Origin of the sequence: Prescottella agglutinans (assembly GCF_004011865.1) — a bacterium.
Classification (GTDB): domain Bacteria; phylum Actinomycetota; class Actinomycetes; order Mycobacteriales; family Mycobacteriaceae; genus Prescottella; species Prescottella agglutinans.
In genome coordinates this window covers 34,879-51,466 of record NZ_RKLP01000012.1, presented here as the reverse complement: position 1 = coordinate 51,466, position 16,588 = coordinate 34,879, and the positions used below count along the sequence as shown (strand labels likewise).

General features: G+C 69.4%; 18 protein-coding genes. 6 read left to right on the top strand and 12 right to left on the bottom strand.

Annotated elements, in window-relative coordinates:
- The first annotated feature begins 244 nt into the window (after nucleotides 1-244).
- Genes EGT67_RS21000 through EGT67_RS20990 form a run of 3 tightly spaced genes read left to right on the top strand, consistent with a single transcriptional unit; the run spans nucleotide 245 to nucleotide 3,710 of the window.
- Nucleotides 245-1,210, top strand: coding sequence for a cyclase family protein (locus tag EGT67_RS21000; RefSeq protein WP_127918047.1), 966 nt, complete (start codon nucleotides 245-247; stop codon nucleotides 1,208-1,210).
- Nucleotides 1,207-2,883 (top strand): class I adenylate-forming enzyme family protein, encoded by a 1,677-nt coding sequence (locus EGT67_RS20995; protein WP_127918046.1) that lies wholly within the window; start codon nucleotides 1,207-1,209, stop codon nucleotides 2,881-2,883. Before EGT67_RS21000 ends, EGT67_RS20995 begins: the two co-directional genes overlap by 4 nt.
- Nucleotides 2,883-3,710 (top strand): SDR family oxidoreductase, encoded by an 828-nt coding sequence (locus tag EGT67_RS20990; RefSeq protein WP_127918045.1) that lies wholly within the window; start codon nucleotides 2,883-2,885, stop codon nucleotides 3,708-3,710. Before EGT67_RS20995 ends, EGT67_RS20990 begins: the two co-directional genes overlap by 1 nt.
- Nucleotides 3,711-3,716: 6 nt before the next feature.
- Here the strand turns inward: EGT67_RS20990 and EGT67_RS20985 are convergent, their stop codons facing one another.
- Nucleotides 3,717-4,580 carry a TetR-type transcription factor C-terminal domain-containing protein gene (locus EGT67_RS20985; RefSeq protein WP_127918044.1) on the bottom strand — a complete coding sequence of 288 codons (864 nt, stop codon included), beginning with the start codon at nucleotides 4,578-4,580 and terminating at the stop codon, nucleotides 3,717-3,719.
- Between the two features lie 120 nt (nucleotides 4,581-4,700).
- On the opposite strand from EGT67_RS20985, the gene EGT67_RS20980 reads away from it, so the two are divergent.
- A complete protein-coding gene (locus EGT67_RS20980; RefSeq protein ID WP_241566157.1) occupies nucleotides 4,701-6,341 on the top strand; it encodes a class I adenylate-forming enzyme family protein in 1,641 nt (546 codons plus the stop codon).
- A gap of 151 nt (nucleotides 6,342-6,492) precedes the next feature.
- Here the strand turns inward: EGT67_RS20980 and EGT67_RS20975 are convergent, their stop codons facing one another.
- The 7 genes from EGT67_RS20975 to purS form a co-directional block, all read right to left on the bottom strand.
- Entirely contained in the window at nucleotides 6,493-7,212 is a 720-nt protein-coding gene (locus EGT67_RS20975) for a hypothetical protein (protein WP_127918043.1), read from the bottom strand.
- A gap of 166 nt (nucleotides 7,213-7,378) precedes the next feature.
- Nucleotides 7,379-8,671 (bottom strand): M18 family aminopeptidase, encoded by a 1,293-nt coding sequence (locus EGT67_RS20970; protein WP_127918042.1) that lies wholly within the window; start codon nucleotides 8,669-8,671, stop codon nucleotides 7,379-7,381.
- 23 nt (nucleotides 8,672-8,694) lie between these two features.
- Nucleotides 8,695-9,045 carry a VOC family protein gene (locus EGT67_RS20965; RefSeq protein ID WP_127918041.1) on the bottom strand — a complete coding sequence of 117 codons (351 nt, stop codon included), beginning with the start codon at nucleotides 9,043-9,045 and terminating at the stop codon, nucleotides 8,695-8,697.
- Nucleotides 9,046-9,077: 32 nt separating this feature from the next.
- Nucleotides 9,078-9,566, bottom strand: a complete 489-nt coding sequence (locus tag EGT67_RS20960) for a carboxymuconolactone decarboxylase family protein (protein WP_127918040.1) — start codon at nucleotides 9,564-9,566, stop codon at nucleotides 9,078-9,080.
- Nucleotides 9,563-10,690 (bottom strand): NAD(P)H-dependent amine dehydrogenase family protein, encoded by a 1,128-nt coding sequence (locus tag EGT67_RS20955; protein WP_164877627.1) that lies wholly within the window; start codon nucleotides 10,688-10,690, stop codon nucleotides 9,563-9,565. Before EGT67_RS20955 ends, EGT67_RS20960 begins: the two co-directional genes overlap by 4 nt.
- Nucleotides 10,691-10,821: 131 nt before the next feature.
- Nucleotides 10,822-11,499: a phosphoribosylformylglycinamidine synthase subunit PurQ gene (gene purQ, locus EGT67_RS20950; protein ID WP_127918038.1), complete on the bottom strand. Its 678-nt coding sequence runs from the start codon at nucleotides 11,497-11,499 to the stop codon at nucleotides 10,822-10,824.
- Nucleotides 11,496-11,732 carry a phosphoribosylformylglycinamidine synthase subunit PurS gene (gene purS / locus EGT67_RS20945; protein WP_127918037.1) on the bottom strand — a complete coding sequence of 79 codons (237 nt, stop codon included), beginning with the start codon at nucleotides 11,730-11,732 and terminating at the stop codon, nucleotides 11,496-11,498. Before purS ends, purQ begins: the two co-directional genes overlap by 4 nt.
- 141 nt (nucleotides 11,733-11,873) lie before the next feature.
- Between purS and EGT67_RS20940 the strand changes: the two genes are divergently transcribed.
- A complete protein-coding gene (locus EGT67_RS20940) occupies nucleotides 11,874-12,521 on the top strand; it encodes an MBL fold metallo-hydrolase (RefSeq protein WP_127918036.1) in 648 nt (215 codons plus the stop codon).
- A gap of 13 nt (nucleotides 12,522-12,534) precedes the next feature.
- On the opposite strand, the gene EGT67_RS20935 is transcribed toward EGT67_RS20940, so the two are convergent.
- Nucleotides 12,535-12,912, bottom strand: coding sequence for a VOC family protein (locus EGT67_RS20935; RefSeq protein WP_127918035.1), 378 nt, complete (start codon nucleotides 12,910-12,912; stop codon nucleotides 12,535-12,537).
- An 84-nt stretch (nucleotides 12,913-12,996) separates the two neighbouring features.
- Here EGT67_RS20935 and EGT67_RS20930 point away from each other — a divergent pair, with 84 nt between their 5' ends.
- A complete protein-coding gene (locus EGT67_RS20930; protein WP_127918034.1) occupies nucleotides 12,997-13,743 on the top strand; it encodes a TetR/AcrR family transcriptional regulator in 747 nt (248 codons plus the stop codon).
- A gap of 10 nt (nucleotides 13,744-13,753) precedes the next feature.
- Here EGT67_RS20930 and EGT67_RS20925 read toward each other — a convergent pair whose 3' ends face one another.
- From EGT67_RS20925 to EGT67_RS20915, 3 genes are all read right to left on the bottom strand, one after another.
- Nucleotides 13,754-14,458: a DUF2334 domain-containing protein gene (locus tag EGT67_RS20925; protein WP_127918033.1), complete on the bottom strand. Its 705-nt coding sequence runs from the start codon at nucleotides 14,456-14,458 to the stop codon at nucleotides 13,754-13,756.
- Nucleotides 14,459-14,554: 96 nt separating this feature from the next.
- Nucleotides 14,555-15,049 carry a glutathione peroxidase gene (locus tag EGT67_RS20920; protein ID WP_127918032.1) on the bottom strand — a complete coding sequence of 165 codons (495 nt, stop codon included), beginning with the start codon at nucleotides 15,047-15,049 and terminating at the stop codon, nucleotides 14,555-14,557.
- 86 nt (nucleotides 15,050-15,135) lie between these two features.
- Complete coding sequence (locus EGT67_RS20915) at nucleotides 15,136-16,551, bottom strand: cation:dicarboxylate symporter family transporter (RefSeq protein WP_127918031.1); 1,416 nt, start codon at nucleotides 16,549-16,551, stop codon at nucleotides 15,136-15,138.
- Nucleotides 16,552-16,588: the final 37 nt, after the last annotated feature.

The following is a 16,588-nucleotide window of genomic DNA, read 5'->3' as shown; positions in this document are numbered from 1 at the left end:
TTCTCGTCACCCTGAAGCAGAATCGAACCAGGAGCGGCCCTGACCGCCCGGGCGACTGCACGGTTCCGCCCCTTCCGAAGCGAGCAGGCGGCCCCCTCTTGTTCATTCTGACTGAACACGCCACCCGACCCGGTCGGTCCGTACACCCATTTGGGGGTTGACTACGCCACCTTCCGCCTGCCACCCTCTCACTGAACCACCTGAACGCTCGCTCGGTTCAGTTCATTGGGAGGAAGGGAAGCGCATGTCCACCGACATCGAACTGTCAGATCTCACGGATCTGCTGGCGGCATCGCCCAGCAACTGGGGCAAGTGGGGGGCCGACGACGAAGTCGGCAGCCTCAACTACCTGACCGCGGAGCAGGTCCTCGCCGGTGCGGCCTTGATCCGGCGAGGGTCGGTCTTCACCCTGCAGCGACTGATCGGCGACCCGAAGGGCGATCCGGTGTGGCCCGGCCGCGAGCCGGCCGAGCGCGAGATGATCTACGACGAATCGGATTGGGACGAAGGTGGTTCGGGCCCCTGCTTCCCGGGCGGACTCCACTACGCCGACGACAAGATCGAGGCCTTCCTGCAGGGTTCGACGCAGTACGACGCCCTCGGCCATGTCTGGTACGACGGCAAGATCTGGAACGGCTACGACGCCCGCAGCACGGTCGGCGGCATGTCCAAGGCCAGCGTGGAACCGATCGCCCAGCGCGGCGTCGTCGGTCGGGCGATCCTGCTCGACATGGCGCGACACTTCGACAAGGAGTACCTCGGCCAGCGCGAGACGTTCGACCACGAGGACCTCGAGGCCTGCGCGGAACGCCAGGGAATCGAGATCCGCAACCGCGACATCATCATCATCCGCACCAACCATCTCGAGATGTTCTTCCGCGACCGGGAGGCCTTCTACGCGGACTTCTGCGAGCCCGGCCTGGCCTACTCCCCCGAACTGGTTCAGTGGTTCCAGGACAAGGAGATTCCCAACCTGGTCACCGACACCATCGCGAACGAGGTGACCACCGATCCCGACAACGGGATGGCGCTGGTCCTGCACAACGCCCTGATGCGCAACCTCGGCGTCGCCTTCACCGAGATCTGCGATCTCGAGGCCCTCGCCGCAGACTGCGCCGAGGACGGAACCTACGAGTTCTTCTACGTCGCGGCCCCGCTGAAGATCCATCAGGCCACCGGCGCCCCGGTGAACCCGGTGGTGATCAAATGACCTACCGGGACCGCCCGTGGCTGCGTCTCTACCCGGAGGGACTCGGCCCCGACATCACCCCCGAGTTCCGGAACTGTCTCGACGTGTTCGCGTCGGCGGTGCGGCGCGCCGCGGACATGCCCGCCATCAGGTACTTCGACGGGACGATGACCTACGGCGACCTCGACGCCGCCTCGGACGCGCTGGCGAACCATCTGCAGCGCGGCGGCTTCGGCCGCGGCGACCGTCTGGCGCTGTTCGTCCAGAACAACCCGGCGTTCGTCATCGGCCTGCTGGCGGCATGGAAGTGCGGCGGTGCCGGCGTCGCCGTCAATCCGATGAACAAGCAACGCGAGGTCACGTATCTGCTGCAGGACTCGGGCGCGCGAGCGCTGCTCGTCCTCGACGACCTGTACGAGTCGGTGGCGGAACCCGTGCTGGGACAGGAGCAGACGTCGGTCGAACTGGTCGTGACGACATCCGCGCTCGACGGGCAGCGACGCGACGACGATCGCGTGTTCGGTGGACTGACCCGACGGGGCCTGGCCACCGACGACCTGTACACCATCATCGGCGACCACGACGGGCGCAAGCCCGACCCGGTGGTCCTGGCGGGTGACGACCTCGCGATCCTCACCTACACGTCGGGAACGACCGGTAAGCCGAAGGGCGCGATCAACACTCACGCGAACTTCGCGTTCAATGCCCAGACGTACCGGGACTGGGCGCATCTGCGGGACGGCGAACCGGTGCTCGGGATCGCCCCGCTGTTCCACATCTCCGGACTCGTCGGGCACATCATGGTGGCGTTCCTGACGGCGTCGCCGGTCGTGCTGTCGCACCGCTTCCAACCGGAGGTCATGCGCGACTCGATCCGTGAGCACCGTCCGGTGTTCACCATCGGCGCGATCACCGCGTTCATCGCGCTGGCCGGCGCGGACGGCGCCTGCCCCGACGACTTCTCGTCGCTGCGCGCGGTCTATTCGGGCGGCGCACCGGTGGCGCCGGCGGTCGCGGACCGCCTGGAATCGATGTTCGGGACGTACATCCACAACATCTACGGGCTGACCGAGACCAGTTCCCCCACGCACGCGGTGCCCGCGGGGATGCGCGCCCCGGTCGACGCCGACTCCGGGGCGCTTTCGGTCGGGGTGCCGGTGTTCAACACCGTCGTCCGGGTGCTCGACGAGCAGGGCAACGAGGTCGCCGTCGGCGAGGTCGGGGAGTTCGCCTCGACCGGGCCGCAGGTCGCACCCGGCTACTGGAAAAACCCGGAAGCGACCGCGGAGTCCATGCCGGGCGGCGAGTTGCGCACCGGGGACGTCGGTTTCATGGACGCGGACGGCTGGTTCTATCTGGTCGACCGCAAGAAGGACATGATCAACGCGTCCGGCTACAAGGTGTGGCCGCGCGAGGTCGAGGACGTGCTGTACGGGCACCCCGCCGTGCGGGAGGCCGCGGTCGTGGGCGTCCCCGACGAGTACCGGGGCGAGACCGTCAAGGCGTTCGTGTCGTTGGCCCCCGGCACGTCGGCGACCGAGGAGGAATTGATCGAGTTCTGTCGCGAGCGCATGGCCGCGTACAAGTACCCCCGCTCGATCGTGGTGGTCTCCGACCTGCCGAAGACCGCGACCGGGAAGATCCTGCGTCGGGCGATGCGCGACAACGGGATTCCGGCGGCGGGAGCGCAGTGATGGGAGCCGAACTGTCAGGATCGGTGGCCGTCGTCACCGGCGCCGCCCACGGACTCGGGTTCGCACTCGGCCGCGAGTTGCTGGGCCGCGGATGCCGCGTGGTGCTGGCCGACCGGGACGAGGACGGCGTGCGCGCGGCCGGCGAGACGCTGCGCGGGGAACACGGTGATCGGGTCAGGTGGGTCGCCGGCGACGCGTCCGACGCACGCGACATCGAGCGATCGGTGGCGCTCGCGGAGTCGGCATTCGGGCCGGTGGACCTGTACGTCGCGAATGCCGGTGTGTTCCAGGGCTTCGGACTGGACGCCTCGGAGGAGCAGTGGGCCACGTCGTGGGAGGTCAACGTGCAGGCCCACGTGCGCGCCGCGCGCCTGCTCGTCCCGTCGTGGCTGGAGCGGGGCGGCGGGCGCTTCGTGGCCATCGCGTCGGCGGCGGGCCTGCTCACACAGTTGGGGTCGCCGACGTACTCGGTGACCAAGCACGCCACCGTGGGCTTCGCCGAGTGGCTCGCCGTGACCTACGGGGACCTGGGCGTGTCGGTGACCTGCGTGTGTCCGATGGGCATCGCGACCGCGATGATCGGGGACGCCGCCGAGTCGTCGGACCGGCAGATGCGCTCGGCCGCCGCCACGATCACCCGCGCGGGGGACGTGATGACTGCGGAAGAGGTTGCCCGCCAGGCGATCGACGGGGTCGCCCGCGATCAGTTCCTGGTCCTCCCCCACGCCGAGGTGGCCGACTTCCGTGCCCGGAAGTCCGCGGACATCGATCGCTGGATCTCCGGCATGCAGCGACACCGGCGCGCCACCGACGCCGCTGTCGACTGATCGGGGCTAGGAGTACGCCGGTCGCATGCCGAGCATCGCGCGGGCATGGCTGGCGTACTCCTGCGCGATCTGCTCCGGGGACAGCGGTCCGTTCGGGTCGAACCACTGGGGCAGCGCCGTGCACATCGTCGTGATGGCCCGGGCGGTGGTGTACGGCCGGGGATGGGTTATCGCTCCCGCGGCGGCCGCCCGGTCCAGTTCGGTGTCCATCAGTCCCTGCAACGCGCGGCGCTCCGCGCGGATGCGACCCGCCGCCGGTTCCTCCAGGCTGCGGGTCTCGTTGGTGCCGGCCACCGCCATGTCGCTGCGCACCACGTAGTAGAGCGACAACGCCTCCACCATGTTCGAGTAGCGGGCGACCGGATCCGATCCGCCGTCGTCGCGGGCCCGGATCAACCGGGCCCGCAATTCCTCGACGATCAGGTCGATGATGGCGACCAGCAGGCTCTGCTTGCTGCGGTAGTGGTGGTAGACGCCCGCCACGCTGATACCGGCGCCGTCGGCGATCATCCGCATCGTCGCGGCGTGGTAGCCGGTCTCGGTGAATACGTCTATCGCCGAACGCAACACCGGATCCACCGACAACGGTGCGAACTCGCGCCACGTGCCCTCGGCTATGACAACCGGGCCCCCGGCGGTCGGCGACAAGTCACCGACCGGCGCGCTGAGCAACCGTTTGATCGGAATCCGGAGTTCGTCGGCGATCTCCTGCAGGCGCGCCAGCGTGGGCGAGACCTTGTCGTTCTCGATCGCGCTCATCGTTCCCACGCTCACACCGATACCCGCCGCCAGATCGCGCAGGGTCAGGCCCGCGAGGTTTCGCTCGCGCCTCACGTTCGGGCCCACCGTGACGGCAGCTTGTTCAGCCATACTGAACATCGTAGCGACCCGACCGCCGAGTTCGATCACGCCTCGTGTCGTAGGGTTTACTCCGTTTCGCCGAGCGCCCTCCGGGGCGGCACGCGGCGCGGGATCGAGAGAGGTGAGAAGGTGACGTCCCCGAAGAGGCCGTGGCTGGCCAGTTTCCCCGTCGGGCAGCCCGATTCGATCACTCCCGACTTCGACGATGCGCTGGCGATGTTCGATGCCGCCGTACAGCGGGCACCCGAGCAGGTCGCCATCCGCTACTTCGACGGCAGCGTCACCTATCGCGAGTTGAGCGCCGCGGCCGACGCCCTGGCCTGCCACCTCCAAGGAGTGGGCTTCGGCCCCGGCGACCGACTGGCGCTGTGCACGCAGAACAACCCTGCCTTCCTGATGGGTGTCGTGGCGGCGTGGCGGGCGGGCGGCACGGCCGTCGCGCTCAGCCCCATGTGCAAGGAACGCGAGTTCGCGCATTTCGTCGCCGACTGCCGCCCTCGGGCACTGCTCATCCTCGAGGACGTGTTCGAGGCGGTCGCGCCGGCGGCTCTGCGCGAGATCCCCATCGGCAGCATCGTCACCGTGTCGGCGCTCGACGGCCAGAGCCGCAACGATCCGCGCCTGTTCGCCTCCGGTAACCGGGTCCCGACGGGTGCCACGGACCTGTACGAACTGGTTGCCGCGCATGACCGCAGGCGCCGGCCGGCCGCCACCGGTAGCCCCGCTCCGGGCGACCTGGCGATGATCATGTACACCTCCGGAACCACCGGTGTTCCGAAGGGCGCCATGCTGTCTCATCGCAACCTCGCGTTCAGCGCGCAGGTGTACCGGGACTGGGCGCAACTGGGTCCCCGCGACAGCGTGCTGGGACTCTCGCCGCTGTTCCACATCTCCGGACTGGTCGGGCACGTGATGGTGGGCTTCCTGCTGGGCGCGCCGCTGGTGCTCTCGCACCGGTTCCACCCGGAGGTGATGCTCGATTCGGTTCGCGAGCACCGGCCGACGTTCGCGATGGCCGCCGTCACCGCCTACATTGCGCTGGCCGACGCCGGGGCGGACGCCGCCGATCTCGCCTCGCTGTCCGTGCTCTACTCCGGCGGGGCGCCGGTCTCCCCCACCGTGCTGACCCGACTCGAATCCGCGTTCGGCAAGTACGTCCACAACATGTACGGCCAGACCGAGACGAGTTCGCCGTCGCACGCCGTACCGCTCGGCCGCCGCGCACCCGTGGACCCCGAGACTGGGGTGCTGTCGGTGGGAATACCGGTGTACAACACGGACGTACGCGTCGTCGACGAGTCGGGTCGTGACGTCCCCGTGGGCGACGTCGGTGAACTCGTGACCACCGGGCCGCAGGTCGTGCCCGGCTACTGGCCGAGCACGATCGACAGCGAAACAGACCTCGGCACAACCACTTTCCCGACCGGCGACGTCGGGTTCATGGACCGGGACGGCTGGTTCTACGTGCTGGACCGGAAGAACGACGTCATCAACGCGTCGGGGTACAAGATCTGGCCGCGCGAGGTCGAAGAGGTGCTGCTGACCCACCCCGACGTGAAGGAAGCCGCGGTGGTGGGCATTCCGGACGACTACAGGGGAGAGTCGGTGAAGGCCCTCGTCGTGATCCGGGACGGTGCGGACATCAGCGAGCTCGACCTCATCGACTACGGCCGCCGTTCGATGGCCGCCTTCAAGTACCCGCGTGAGGTTCAGTTCGTGTCCGCGCTGCCGAGAACCGTCACGGGAAAGCTGCTTCGCAGCCAACTGTGATCCGTAGGGCCCGCTCGCCGGGAGATCGAGACACCGCGCAGGAACGAGAAAACCTCCGGTTCGATGATCGTGTCCCAGACACGACCATCGAACCGGAGGTCCTTGTCGTCACGAACCGACGCGCGGCCCGAGGGCGCGCTCGACGGACGTGCTAGCTGCCGTTCTCCAGAACCCGGGTGATCGAGTCACCGAGGACGTCGCTGATCGATCCGGTCGCGGACAGCTGACCGTCGGCCGAGCCGAGGCCGGCAACGTCGAGGCTGCCGATCACGGCCTCACCGGCGTTCTTGCCGCGGGCGGTGAAGCAGGACGTCAGGCTCGGGAAGTCGGCGCCCACGCCGACAGTGCCGATGGTGGAGATGCCGCCGCTGGTGACCGGGTTGCCGCCCTTCACGCCGTCCGGGACCGTGTAGGTGATCTCGAGGGTGACGGGGTTACCGGCGTTGACGAACCACCCGGTGCTCGAGACCTTCCACCCGGCACCGCTCTTGATCGGCGTCACCGTCTCCGCGATCTGTCCCCCGACCGCATGGTAGGCGGTCACCTTTGCCTTCACCGGATCGCCGAATCCGGCCGGCGGGTAGTCGGTGATCGACTGGACGTAGGGGTTGCCGATGCCGGTGGTGCCCACGACCGTCGTGTAGGTCACCTCGTTGCCGGCGGCCGCCTCCGTGACGTCGACGGTCTTGCTGTATGTGTGGGTGACACCCACAGTCGACAGGTCCTGCTTGGTCGTGTTCGACGACTGCTGGCAGACGGGCGCGGCGGAGGCGGTTCCGGCGCTGAGGCCGACCCCGACGGTGACACCGCCGGCGACGAGTGCCGCGGAGGCGACAACCGCCGCGGTGCGGCGCAGGGAAGTACGAGACATGCAGAGTTCTCCATTCGATCCGTGAAGAGCCGCGGCCGTGTGCCGAACATCCCCGCAGTCAGCGCAAGCGCAGCCCTGGTCGACCCGTGCGAGTCGACGCGAGTACAGCCGCGAACCTTTCTACTGGACTGCCGTCCAATTCCGCAGGAGAACGGGAAAACCCGCGCTACCGGACCGGCGTCAGGAAGGCCGCCAGCGCGTCCGCGTACATGCGAACGTCCTGTGCGCCCATCAGTTCCCGAGCGGAATGCATGGCCAACTGCGGCGCGCCGACATCGACGGTCGACAGCCCGGTCCGCGACGCGGTGATCGGCCCGATCGTCGTTCCGCAGGGCAGGTCGGCGCGGTGTACGTACCGCTGCAGCGGAACCCCCGCGCGGTCGCAGGCCAGGGCGAACTCGGCGGTCCCGCTGGCGTCGGTCGCGTAGCGCAGGTTCTGGTTGACCTTGAGTACCGGCCCGCCGTTGATCTCGATGCGGTGTGCGGGCTCGTGTCGGTCCGGGTAGTTCGGGTGGGTCGCGTGCGCCATGTCGCCGGACGCACACACCGAACCCGACATCGCGCGCAGGAAGTCCTCGCGCCCGCCGCCGCGCAGCAGGACGATGCGTTCGAGCACCGAATTGAGCAGGTCCGAGAAGGCACCGCGGTCGGACATGCTGCCCACCTCCTCGTGGTCGAACAGTGCGAGCACCGGCGTGCCGTCACCGGGTTCAGCGACGGCCGCGAGCAGCGCCTGGGTGCCGGCGTAGCAGGTGCCCTGGTTGTCGAGGCGCGGGGCGCTCACCAGCGACGAGTCGACACCCACCACCGCGGACGGCGCCAGGTCGTGCGTCATCAGTTCCCAACCGAGCACCGCGCCCGCGTCCACCCCGGCCTCGCCGGCGAGGAACCCGATGAACGAGCGCGGCTCGCCGCCGCTCCCCCACACGGCGTTGACGTGCCGCTGCGGGTCCAACTGCACGCCCTTGCGGTCCTCGGACAGGTGGATCGCCAGTTGCGGCACCCGCAGGATCGGACGGTCGACCCGCACCAGCACCTCCTCGACCGCGTCACCGGATCGGACGCTGAGCCGCCCGGAGACGCCCAGGTCGCGGTCGAGCCACGAATTGAGCCACGCGCCGCCGTACGGCTCGAGACCGACCAGCTGCCAACCGGCGGAGACCAGGTCGGGGCGCTGCTTGACTCGCAGGTTGGGGCTGTCGGTGTGGCCGCCGACGATCCGGAATGGTGCGGACGGACCGTCCCCCGCCGGGCCCTCGGTGCTCCACGCGATCAGCGATCCGCCCCGGACCAGGTAGTACCGGCCCGGCGCCGACGGCCATGCGTCCGTCTCCCGCAGTTCGGTGAACCCGTTCTCGGCGAGCTCGGCCGCGACCGTCGCGCACACGTGGAACGGGGACGGCGACGCGTCGACGAAAGCACACAATCCCTGGGCGTCGGCCTGCGTAATCGATGGCATGGAACCATCATGCAGCACCGGGTTCAGTGCGCTCCGGAGACGCAGAACTGGTTGCCCTGCGGGTCGGCGAGCACCACCCAGCGGAAGCCGTCCATGTCCTCCCGATGCACCTCGCTCGCCCCCGCCGCGACCAGCCGCGCGACCTCGCCGTCGAGGTCCGGCGACGCCAGATCCATGTGCTGACGGTTCTTGCCGGGCGTCGGGTCGTCAACCTTCTGGAAGCCGAGTTTCTGCCCCCAGCCGGGGACCCCGACCATGTAGAACCAGCCGTCGTTCTCCTGCTCGACGACGCCGCCGGTCTGCTCCGCCCACCACTTCGCGAGCGGGCCCGGGTCGGTCGAGTCGATCGTGATCATGCCGAGTGTCAGTGCCATGCCCGGACGCTAGCGCGGGGGTCCGACAGACGTCAGCGTTCCGGCAGCGCGGGCAGCGCACACACCGAGTCGAGACCGAGGACGTGGTTGAGGCGCCCGGAGGCGATCCACGACCCGATGCACATGCTCAGCTCGACGATCTCGCGCTGGCTGTACTGCGCGGCCATCCGCTCCCAGAACTCGTCGTCGAGGTTGTGGTGGTCCAGCGCGTACCGCTCCGCGTACTCGGCGGCCAGACGGGTCCGGTCATCGAAAGCGTCTGTGGTGCGCCAGTTCTCGACAGCCTCGAAGAACGTGTCCTCGACCTTCTCGCCGTCGCGTTCGGTGCGCCAGTCCATGCAGACGATGCAGCCGTTGATCTGGGCGATCCGCAACCGCGCGGCCTCGAACTCGCGCAGCCCCAGCGTGGACTCGGAGTAGACGGCCAGCGACAGCTTGGATGCGGGGATGCCGATGGCGGGCACCAGTTCGCCCCACACGTAGCCGACGGGGTCCTTGCCCTCGGGGATGTCGATTCTCATTGCTGGATCCTTCCGGTCTCCCCCAGTGTGCCCGCCGCGACCGCGCCTGGGGCCGAAAATCCCAGTGACGGCGAGGGCCGCAGCGGAACGTCGAGGGCGTCGTACAGTCCCGGTTCGGCCGCGACGAGCCAGTCGATCGCGTTGACCAGCCGTCCGACCGCGGTCGCGTTGCCGCCGGCGGCCCGGCTGCCGCCCTCGTCGGTGGCCTCGACGGACACCTCGATGCGCGGGCGCCCCTCGATGATCACCCGGTGCGCCCCGGCGCCACCGTCGGGCGGCGTCGGCCAGTCCGGCGCACACGCCGGGTGGATGCGGGTGACGTGCTCGACGACGATCCGCGGCACTCCCCCGACGATGCCCTGCACCTCGAAGCGCAGCGCGCCCTGGGTCCCGGCCGCGAAGTCGCCCATCGTCGCGGTGGTCACGTCGGCGTCGAGCGGACGGCGCTGCACGGTCTCCCGGATCTCGTCGAGGTCGACGCCGAGCGCCCGCGCCATCAGCCGAATCTGCCCACCCCACACCATCGTCGGCACGGTGGGCGCGATCATCGGTGGCTCGTAGTCCATCGGCTGCCCCATGCCGACGAGGTAGCGCACCGAATCCGGCTGGTCGTAGGTGGAGTAGTCGAAGATCTCCTGGCAGCGGATCGCGTCGACGGTGGAGCCGAGCCCGCTCATCAGCAGCGGCAGGACGTCGTTCCCCCAACCCGGATCGACGCCGGACACGAACAGCGACCCGCCCGCCGCCTTGATCGCGTCGACGATCGGTGCGCGCATGTCGGGCGGGGCGCTGCGGTGGTCGTACAGCGCGTACACCGACGGCGTCACCACCACGGCCCCGGTGCGCAGGATCCGCACGATGTCGGCGACGGCCTCGTCGGGGCGGATCTCACCGGACGCCGCGTACACGACTGCGCCGGGGCGGGCGGCGAGGACCGCGTCGACGTCGTCGGTCGCCCGCACGCCGACGTCCGTGCCGACGTCGCCCAGGTCGCCCGCATCGCGGCCCACCTTCGCGGGATCGTGGACGAGGACCGCGGACAGTTCCAGCCGGGGGTTGGCGTGCACCGCGCGGATCGCCGCGCGTCCGACGTTGCCGGTGCCCCAGACGACGGTGGTGATCATGCGCGGCACGCTAGCGAACGTTCGGGGTTCGCGTACCCACTTCCGCACAGACGATTCAGACAGACGAAGGGACCCTCCGGTCGCTCGCGGCGACCGAAGGGTCCCTTCGGGTCTCGGTGGGTACCGACGGATCAGGCCGTCAGGACGCTCTCGAGAACGGAGTAGAACATGCCGAGCCCGTCGTCGCTCGGGCCGGTGAGGGCCTCGGTGGCGTGCTCGGGGTGCGGCATGAGGCCGACGACGCGGCCGTTGGCCGACGCGATGCCGGCGATGCCGCGCTGCGAGCCGTTCGGGTTGTCGCCGGCGTAGCGGAACACCACGCGGCCCTCGCCCTCGAGCTCGTCGAGCACCTGCTCGGACGCCTGGTAGCGGCCCTCGCCGGACTTGAGCGGGACCAGGATCTCGGCGCCCGCCTCGTAGCGCGACGACCACGCCGTGCTGGTGGACTCCACCTTGAGCCACTGGTCGCGGCAGATGAAGTGCAGGCCGGCGTTGCGGGTCAGTGCACCCGGCAGCAGACCGGCCTCGCACAGGACCTGGAAGCCGTTGCAGATGCCGAGGACCGGCATGCCGCCCTCGGCGGCCTTGACGACCTCACCCATGACGGGCGCGAAGCGGGCGATGGCACCGCAACGCAGGTAGTCGCCGTAGGAGAAGCCACCGGGAACGATGACCGCGTCGACGCCCTTGAGGTCGGCGTCGCCGTGCCACAGGCTGACGGCCTCGCCGCCGGCGAGACGAACCGCGCGGGCCGCGTCGACGTCGTCGAGCGTGCCCGGGAACGTGATGACTCCGATGCGTGCACTCACTGGACTCGGGTGACCTTCCAGTCCTCGATCACCGTGTTCGCCAGCAGCGACTCGGCGATGGTGGCGAGCTCGTCGTCGCTGACGGTGTCGTCGACCTCGAGCTCGAATCGCTTACCCTGGCGGACCTCCGACACACCGGCATGACCGAGTCGGGACAGCGCCCCGACAATGGCCTGCCCCTGCGGGTCGAGAATTTCGGCCTTGGGCATGACATCGACAACGACACGGGCCACGTGCTGCTCCTCGCTATGGCTGGTTTCCGCCCGGGATCGCACCGGGCATCCAGGAGTTTACCGGGCTGCCTGCCCTGCTCCCGCACCGAGTGACGTCGGACGCCACCCCCACCGCCGGGTGTGATCCCGCATACTCGTCTCATGCGACTGACGCACTTCGGCCATTCCTGTGTCCTGGTGGAACTCGACGGTGCAAAGATCCTGTTCGACCCGGGAAATTTCTCCCACGGGTTCGAGGGCATCACCGGTCTCGACGCCATCCTGATCACCCATCAGCATCCCGATCACGCCGACCCCGCGCGGCTGCCGGCACTGGTCGAGGCCAACCCCGGGGCCGGCCTGTACGCGGATCCGCAGACGACGGCGCTGCTCGGTGAGGCGTGGACGGCGGTGTACCCGGGCGACGTGTTCAACGTCGGCGAGGTGCAGGTGACCGGCACGGGTGGCACGCACGCGGTGATCCACCCGGAGATCCCGCTGATCGACAACACCGCCTACCTGCTCGGCGACGCCGAGAACCCGGCCAAGCTGATGCACCCGGGCGACTCGCTGTTCGTGCCGGAGCAGAAAGTCGACGTCCTCGCGATCCCGGCCGCGGCACCGTGGCTGAAGATCTCCGAGTCCGTCGACTACCTGCGCGCCGTGCACCCCCGGGTCGCGGTCCCGATCCACCAGGGCGTGGTGGCGAAGGAGGCCCGCGGCATCTACTACGGGCGACTCACCGAAATGGGCCCGGGCGGAACGGAATTCCGCGTCCTCCCGGAGGAGTCGAGCGTCGAGGTGTCCTGAGCCGTTCCGCGGCTCACACCCACTGCACGAGCTGCCACACGATGCCGTTGGGGTCGGCGAACTGGCAGTAGCGCTCTCCCCACGGTTCGGTCTCCGGAGCGGTGACCACGGCGGCCCCGCCGGCCGCGATGCGCGCGAACTCGGCATCGACGTCCTCGACGACGAACGCGATCAACAAGCCCTGACCGGCCGGGCCGGCGATGGCGGCGGGCTTGAAGGTCCCCAGACCGGTCCGCAGGAACACCACGTTGATCCCGGCGTCCGGGTGCGAGAGGGACACGAAGCCGTCGTCCGACATCGCCTCGGTGAAGCCGAAGTGGGTCTTGGCGAACTCGGCCGAGGCGTCGGTGTCGGCGACGTTCAGGGACAGGGCCGTACCGGTGATCTTCATACGCACCTCCACGATCGAGAGAAACCTTATGCACTGTATAAAGTACAGCAGTCGCTCCTTTGTTCCCACCCTCGGAGGCATCCGGTGGCCCGTCAGCTGATCGACCTGTTGTGGCGCGACCACCCCGACGCGCCGCGGGGCGGCACTCGCGGGCCGCGCGCGAAGGTCACCACGACCCAGGCCGTCCGCGCCGCGGTGGCGATCGCCGACGCCGAGGGACTGGACGCCGTGACGGTGCGGCGCCTGGCCGCCGACCTGGGCACTTCCGCGATGGCGCTGTACACACACGTCGGCTCCCGCGACGACCTGCTGGTCCTCATGGTCGACGAAGTGCACGGCAGTCGGGCCCGCGCGGCATACGCCGGTGACGACTGGCGGGAGCGTGTCCGCCAGGTCGCCGAGGCGGAGATGGCGCTCTGCGCGAAGCATTGGTGGCTACTGGACGTGGCCGACCAGCGCGTGGCGTTCGGCCCGGGAACGATCGCGAAGTACGACCACGAACTGCACGCCTTCGACGGGACGGGCATCAACGACGTGGAGCGCGACGCCGCGCTGACGTTCGTCACGGACTTCGTCCGCGCCTCTGCGCGGGCACGCCGCCCCGACCCACGCGCCGCCGACATGGCGGAGATCTGGGCGACCTCGAGTGAACGGTTGGCCGCGTATCTCGGCGACGACTTCCCGCTCGCGCAGCGCGTCGGCGGCGCCGCCGGTCAGGCCATGAACACGACGTACAGCCCCGCGGCCGCCTGGGCGTTCGGACTGGACCGCGTGCTGGACGCTCTGGAGTCCCTGGTCCAGGCAACGGAGAGCAGCGCGGCGGACGAGTAGACGCGCCGCCTCACGCCACCTCGCGCGCGCCCTCCTGAAGCGGCCACCGGTAGACGGTCGGCTGCGCCCCGTGGTGCAGCGTGAGGTCGACGGCGTCGAGCAGCGCCTGGCGGGGCCCGGTCCGCCCGAGTTGCTTCGCGGAGATCGCCAGGCGCACCAGTCGTCCGCGGCGGGCGCCGCGGGACGCGCCGAGCACCATCGCCCGGCAGCGCCACGGCTCGGCGCGGAAGCCGTCGCCGAGTCCCAGTAGGTGGCTGCGCACGCTGGTGTCGTGGGCGAGATCGCGGATCGCGGTCATGCCGGCGAGCAGGCGGAACCCACTGCTCGGCAGCACCGAGACGGCGCCCGGGGACGCGACCCAGCGCGGTGCCGCGAACAGTCGCGTCCGCAGGCCCACCTCCTCGAGGACACGGTCGGCGGCGAGCAGGCGCAGCCGGGCCTCGTGCTCGGGCAGCACCGCGAACTCGGCGCGGCGGCGCTTCGTGGCCGCCTGGTCGTAGCCGTGCAGGACGATCGCGTCGCCGCGGTCGCGCCGCTCGCGCAGCCAGTCCTGCGTGACGGGATCCGAGACCAGTCGGTACTTGTCCTTGAGGCGCGGCGCGACCAGCAGCGAGAGCGGGACGGATCTGCGGTCCATCTCGGCCGCGAAGTCCGCGACCACCTGGACCGTCTCGTCCCTGATCCCCGACACCGACACGATCACCTGTCCGGTCATGGCTTCGAGGGTGGCAGCCGCAGGTGAACGGCAGACGGCGCCCGCACGCACATTCGATGGACGAATGCGCTGCGGGCGCCGCCGGGTGGTGCGTTCCTAGCGGGGCAGCACGGCCTCGATGGCCGCGATGACCTCGGGGGCGTCGGGTTCGGTGCGCGGACGGAAGCGGTTCGCGACCGTGCCGTCGGGCGCGACGAGGAACTTCTCGAAGTTCCACTGGATGTCGCCCGCCTCGCCGTCGGCGTCGGCGACCTGGGTGAGCTCGGCGTACAGCGGATGCCGGTTCTCGCCGTTGACCTCGACCTTCTCCATGAGCGGGAAGGTGACGCCGTACGTGGTGGAGCAGAAGGTCTGGATCTCCTCCGGCGTGCCCGGTTCCTGGCCCATGAACTGGTTGCAGGGGACGCCGATGACGCTCAGCCCACTCTCGGCGTACTCGGAGGCCAGCTTCTCGAGCGCCGTGTACTGCGGGGTCAGGCCGCACTTGGAGGCCACGTTCACCACGAGGACGGCGCGGCCGCCGTACTCGCCCAGGCTGGTCGGCACGCCGCCGAGGGTGTTGATCGTGATGTCTTGCAGCGGGGTCGTCATGCGCACCAACCTAGCGAAGCCGTCGGACTCGTGCTTGTCCCACGCGCGGGCCCCGTGCGTCGGAAATGCCATCCGCCCCACGAACATCAGGCGTCCACCAATTCTCGCTCGACGGTCGTCGCGGGCGCCGGTTTCGGCCGGTCCGCCTCGCTCGGCGCGTCGTGGTCGTCGACCATGGTCGTCTCGTCGAACGGCAGTTCACCGGAGAGGACCGCCTGGACCCGCTCGGTGTCCACGGACTTGGTCCAGGTCCCGACGAGCAGCGTGGCGACCGCGTTGCCGGAGAAGTTGGTGACCGCACGCGCCTCGGACATGAAGCGGTCGATACCGACGATCAGGCCGACGCCGTCGAGCAGTTCGGGGCGGTGGCTCTGCAGGCCGCCCGCGAGCGTCGCGAGTCCGGCACCGCTGACACCGGCCGCGCCCTTGGACGCGATGATCATGAAGACCAGCAGCGACGCCTGCTCGGGCAGCGACAGCGGCTGCCCCATCGCGTCGGCGATGAAGATCGACGCCATCGTCAGGTAGATCGCGGTGCCGTCGAGGTTGAACGAGTAGCCGGTGGGCACGACGACGCCGACCGTGGTGCGCTCGACGCCGATGTGTTCCATCTTCGCGATGAGCCGCGGCAGGGCCGACTCGGACGACGACGTCGCGAAGATCAGCAGGTATTCGCGGGCGAGGTAGCGCACGAGCTTGAAGATCGAGACCCCGGCGACCGCACGCAGGATGCTGCCGAGCACGCCGAACACGAAGATCAGGCAGGTCAGGTAGAAGCCGAGCATGAGCGCGCCGAGTTGGACGACGGCGCCGAGCCCCGTCTGGCCGACGACGTTGGCGATCGCGCCGAAGGCGCCGATCGGGGCGAGCCACAGGATCATCGAGAGCACCTTGAACACGAGCTTCTGCACGTGTCCGATGCCGCGCAGGACCGGCTCGCCCTGCTTGCCCATCGCCTGCAGGCCGAAACCGACGAGGAGCGCGACGAACAGGGTCTGCAGGACACTGCCGGAGGTGAGCGACGACAGCATCGTCGTGGGGATGATCGACGCGATGAAGTCCATGGTGCCGCCGGCGGCGTGGGCCTTCTCGGCAAGCGCCGCACCGGTGTTCGCGGTGTCGGCGCTGATCTCGAGTCCGCTGCCGGGATCGAGCAGGTTGCCGACGACCAGGCCGATCCCGAGCGCGACAGTCGACATGCCGATGAAGTACGCGAGCGCGAGCCCGCCCACCTTGCCGACACTCGCGGCCGCGCGCACCGATCCGATGCCGAGGACGATGGTGCAGAAGATGACGGGGCTGATCATCATCTTGATCAGGTCCACGAACATCGTGCCGAGCACGCCGAGCGACTTGCCGGCCTCGGGCGCGAGCCACCCGACGAGCACGCCGGCGATCACGGCGACGATGACGCCGACGTACAGCCAGTGCGTCTTGTCCCGCGGTTTCCCGCGCTGGGCGGGTTGCGCCGCGCCCAGCGTCCCTGTTGCACTCGTGCTCATGAGGTGTCCTCTGGCTCGGGGGATTCTCGGAGGCGGA

Coding starts and splice junctions, on each gene's coding strand:
- EGT67_RS20975 (WP_127918043.1), bottom strand. CDS start 7,212: ATGTCTCGTACTTCCCTGCGCCGCACCGCGGCGGTTGTCGCCTCCGCG.
- EGT67_RS20925 (WP_127918033.1), bottom strand. CDS start 14,458: ATGACCGGACAGGTGATCGTGTCGGTGTCGGGGATCAGGGACGAGACG.
- EGT67_RS20970 (WP_127918042.1), bottom strand. CDS start 8,671: ATGCCATCGATTACGCAGGCCGACGCCCAGGGATTGTGTGCTTTCGTC.
- EGT67_RS20965 (WP_127918041.1), bottom strand. CDS start 9,045: ATGGCACTGACACTCGGCATGATCACGATCGACTCGACCGACCCGGGC.
- EGT67_RS20920 (WP_127918032.1), bottom strand. CDS start 15,049: ATGACGACCCCGCTGCAAGACATCACGATCAACACCCTCGGCGGCGTG.
- EGT67_RS20935 (WP_127918035.1), bottom strand. CDS start 12,912: ATGAAGATCACCGGTACGGCCCTGTCCCTGAACGTCGCCGACACCGAC.
- EGT67_RS20995 (WP_127918046.1), top strand. CDS start 1,207: ATGACCTACCGGGACCGCCCGTGGCTGCGTCTCTACCCGGAGGGACTC.
- EGT67_RS20985 (WP_127918044.1), bottom strand. CDS start 4,580: ATGGCTGAACAAGCTGCCGTCACGGTGGGCCCGAACGTGAGGCGCGAG.
- EGT67_RS20990 (WP_127918045.1), top strand. CDS start 2,883: ATGGGAGCCGAACTGTCAGGATCGGTGGCCGTCGTCACCGGCGCCGCC.
- EGT67_RS20960 (WP_127918040.1), bottom strand. CDS start 9,566: ATGAGAATCGACATCCCCGAGGGCAAGGACCCCGTCGGCTACGTGTGG.
- EGT67_RS20955 (WP_164877627.1), bottom strand. CDS start 10,690: ATGATCACCACCGTCGTCTGGGGCACCGGCAACGTCGGACGCGCGGCG.
- EGT67_RS20915 (WP_127918031.1), bottom strand. CDS start 16,551: ATGAGCACGAGTGCAACAGGGACGCTGGGCGCGGCGCAACCCGCCCAG.
- EGT67_RS21000 (WP_127918047.1), top strand. CDS start 245: ATGTCCACCGACATCGAACTGTCAGATCTCACGGATCTGCTGGCGGCA.
- EGT67_RS20940 (WP_127918036.1), top strand. CDS start 11,874: ATGCGACTGACGCACTTCGGCCATTCCTGTGTCCTGGTGGAACTCGAC.